The sequence below is a fragment of the Stenotrophomonas sp. HMWF003 genome, from assembly GCF_003061285.1.
Lineage (GTDB): Bacteria > Pseudomonadota > Gammaproteobacteria > Xanthomonadales > Xanthomonadaceae > Stenotrophomonas > Stenotrophomonas maltophilia_AP.
In genome coordinates this window covers 5,004-7,977 of sequence record NZ_QAIW01000278.1, presented here as the reverse complement: position 1 = coordinate 7,977, position 2,974 = coordinate 5,004, and the positions used below count along the sequence as shown (strand labels likewise).

3 protein-coding genes are annotated in these 2,974 nt (G+C 65.7%); all 3 read left to right on the top strand.

Going from position 1 to position 2,974, the window contains the following annotated elements:
• Nucleotides 1-31: 31 nt before the first annotated feature.
• The 3 genes from DBR34_RS11555 to DBR34_RS11545 are packed head-to-tail and all read left to right on the top strand — an operon-like array spanning nt 32 to nt 2,787.
• Nucleotides 32-1,180: an SPFH domain-containing protein gene (locus tag DBR34_RS11555; RefSeq protein ID WP_128096904.1), complete on the top strand. Its 1,149-nt coding sequence runs from the start codon at nt 32-34 to the stop codon at nt 1,178-1,180.
• Between the two features lie 21 nt (nt 1,181-1,201).
• The gene (locus DBR34_RS11550; RefSeq protein ID WP_128096903.1) at nt 1,202-2,539 is read left to right on the top strand and encodes a TFIIB-type zinc ribbon-containing protein; all 1,338 of its coding nucleotides are present in this window, start codon (nt 1,202-1,204) and stop codon (nt 2,537-2,539) included.
• Complete coding sequence (locus tag DBR34_RS11545; RefSeq protein ID WP_038688229.1) at nt 2,536-2,787, top strand: hypothetical protein; 252 nt, start codon at nt 2,536-2,538, stop codon at nt 2,785-2,787. Before DBR34_RS11550 ends, DBR34_RS11545 begins: the two co-directional genes overlap by 4 nt.
• The last annotated feature ends 187 nt before the right edge of the window (nt 2,788-2,974 follow it).

The following is a 2,974-nucleotide window of genomic DNA, read 5'->3' as shown; positions in this document are numbered from 1 at the left end:
CTGCCCGCCCACGAACGACACGGAGTTGGCCATGGGTCTGGTACAGGCGGTGAAGGGTGCAGTCGGCGGCGTTCTGGCGGACCAGTGGAAGGATTTCTTCACCGTGCCCGCCGGCCTGCCATCCACGGCAGCGCTGTTCGCGGCGGTGCCGCGTGGCACCAACGCCGGGCGCGGGTCCAACACCAGCGGTTCGTCGAACATCATCAGCAACGGGTCGAAAATCGTGGTGCCCGAAGGCTACGGCCTGTTGCTGTTCCAGGACGGGGCCATCACCGGCTTCGTCGCCGAGCCGGGCGGCTACGAATGGCGGTCGGATGACCTGAATTCGCAGTCTATCTTCGCCGGCGATGGCGTGGTCACCCCGCTGATCAAGCAGAGCTGGGAGCGCTTCAAGTTCGGCGGCCAGCCCGGCGCGCAGCAGGCGGCATTCTTTGTCTCGCTCAAGGAGCTGCCCGACAACCGCTTCGGCACCCAGTCCGAGATCTACTGGGACGACGGTTTCCTGGGCACCCAGGTGGGTGCGGTCACCCGCGGCTCGTACACGCTGAAGATCGTCGATCCCATCCTGTTCGTGAAGAACTTCGTGCCGGCCAGCTACCTGCAGCCGGGCCAGGTGTTCGACTTCACCGACCTGGACAATGCCGCCGCCAGCCAGCTGTTCAACGAAGTGGTGGGCTCCCTGGCGCCGGCCTTCAGCCTGTATACCAACGACCCGGGCAAGGGCAACCGCATCACCAAGCTGCAGCAGGATTCGCTGGGCTTCGCCAAGAGCCTGTCCGACGCGGTCGAGCAGGCCTACCAGTGGAAATCCGATCGTGGCCTGGCCATCGTCAAGACCGCCATCGTCTCCATCGAGTACGACGCCAACACCCGCGAACTGCTCAAGACCGTGCAGCGCGCCGATGCGCTGGCGGGTGCACGGGGCAATTCCAACCTGCAGGCCAGCGTTGCCCAGGGTATCCAGTCCGCCGGTGAAAACGGCGGCGCGGCCGGCCTGGTGGGCGTGGGCATGGCCTCGGGCATGTTCGGCGCCGGCAGCCTGCAGCAGCCGGTCGCCCCGGCGGCACCGGCCGCCGACGATCCGGTCGCCAAGCTGAAAAAGGCCAAGGAAATGCTGGATCTGGGGCTGATCACCCAGGACGACTATGACGCCCTGAAGGCCAAGGCGCTGGGCCTGTAACAGGCAAGGCGCCCAATCACCATGTCCGACTCCCGCACTCCGCCGCCCCTGCCGTCGGGACCGCCACCGCTGCCCGCGCAGCCGGTGACCGGCCCCGGTTCGCCGCAGGAGGTTCCGCCCCTGCCCGGCAGCTTTCCGGTCGATCCAGCCACCCTGCCCCAGCCCATCCGCGACGAGATAGAGGCACCGGATCCGGTGGCCCTGGACACCCGCGCCGCCGAGCTGAAGGACGGCCTCAACCGCTGCCCCAAATGCGGCAGCACCGATGTCCGGCTCAAGCTCGGCACCGACGTCCTGGTCTGCCAGTTCTGCCGCAACGAATGGCACGGCACCCGCGCCGAGGAAGCGTTCGGGCTGGGTGACGGCCTGGACCAGTTGCGCGGCACCGTCATCGCCTCCGGCGCACGGGACATCCAGGCCGACACCGCCAGCCTGATGAGTTTCAAATGCACCGGCTGCGGTGCCGAGGTCACGATCAATACCGAAAGCACGATGACGGCCCGCTGCCATTGGTGCCGTCACGTATTCGGGGTGAATGAGCAGGTCGCCAATGGTGCCGTACCCGATGCGGTGCTGCCGTTCCGCATTTCCAAGGACGATGCGGTCGCGCGTATCCGCCAGTTCGTGGACAAGCGCCGCCTGTTTGCCTTGAAGGCGTTCAAGGACCAGTTCACGCCCGAGAACGTCGTCGGCGTGTACCTGCCGTACATGATCGTGGACAGCAATGTCAGTGCCAGCGTTGCAGGCCGCGGCGAGATCAAGACGCGGGAATACACCCGTGGCACCGGCGACAAGAAGCAGACCTACTACGATGCCGACGTCTACCAGGTGGAGCGGCATGTCGACTTCACCGTGGACGACCTTACGCTGGAATCCTCCGCCGAGCGCGGCAACCTGGACGCCCGGGCCAACACCAACAACATCATCAATACCATCCTGCCGTTCGACACCAAGAACGCGCTGAAATGGAATGCCTCGTTCCTGACCGGTTTCACGTCTGAAAAGCGCAACCTCGACGTCGAGAAGCTGCGCCCGCGGCTGGAAGACCAGCTGTTGTCGATCGCCCGCGCCGAGGTCGAAGACTCCGTGCGCCGTTACAGCCGCGGCGTACGCTGGGAGAAGGAGCGCCTGGACGTGCACGGCACGCGCTGGGTCTCGATGTACCTGCCGGTGTGGCTGTACTCGTATCACCAGCCTGGAAAGAACGGCGGCATGCTGCATTACATCGCGGTCAATGGCCGCACCGGCGAAACCATGGGCAGCGTGCCGGTGCAGCAGTGGAAGATGCTGCTGGCCGCGTTGACCACCGGCACCATTATCGAAGCCCTCGTCCTTCTCTTTCTGGTAGCGTCCTCATGAGCGATGACAGTGGACTGTGGTTGCTGGCTGCCGGCCCGGCCGGTGCGTCGGCGTTGTACTGGGCGCTGTACCGGTATTACCGGAACACCGACAAGTCGCACGCGTTCGAGCGTGAAACCACCATCGAGGCCAAGCCGGTGACCGGCTCGGACCGCAAGATCGATACGATCACCGGCACCCAGACCACCAGCATTGCCGGCAACAACGTCGGGGCGTACCGGTCACGGGTGCAGCGCGACACGGGCTGAGCCCACCCGAGCACCGCCGTTTCACATGGATATGTGCGGTGCCTCCCATAACCGAAGATTGATGTCCGCACCGGGGGCTGGTTTCGCAGCGTCCGGTGTGCGCGGCGTGCTACTACTGCCCCGCCATCCCGCGCCGGGGCGGGTTTCCCAACCGTTGACGCGTGCTGGCACGGGGCCTGGAGGCCCC

What these genes read in the sequence shown, in the direction of transcription:
- DBR34_RS11555 (WP_128096904.1), top strand. Translation starts at nt 32, where the DNA reads ATGGGTCTGGTACAGGCGGTGAAGGGTGCAGTCGGCGGCGTTCTGGCG.
- DBR34_RS11550 (WP_128096903.1), top strand. Translation starts at nt 1,202, where the DNA reads ATGTCCGACTCCCGCACTCCGCCGCCCCTGCCGTCGGGACCGCCACCG.
- DBR34_RS11545 (WP_038688229.1), top strand. Translation starts at nt 2,536, where the DNA reads ATGAGCGATGACAGTGGACTGTGGTTGCTGGCTGCCGGCCCGGCCGGT.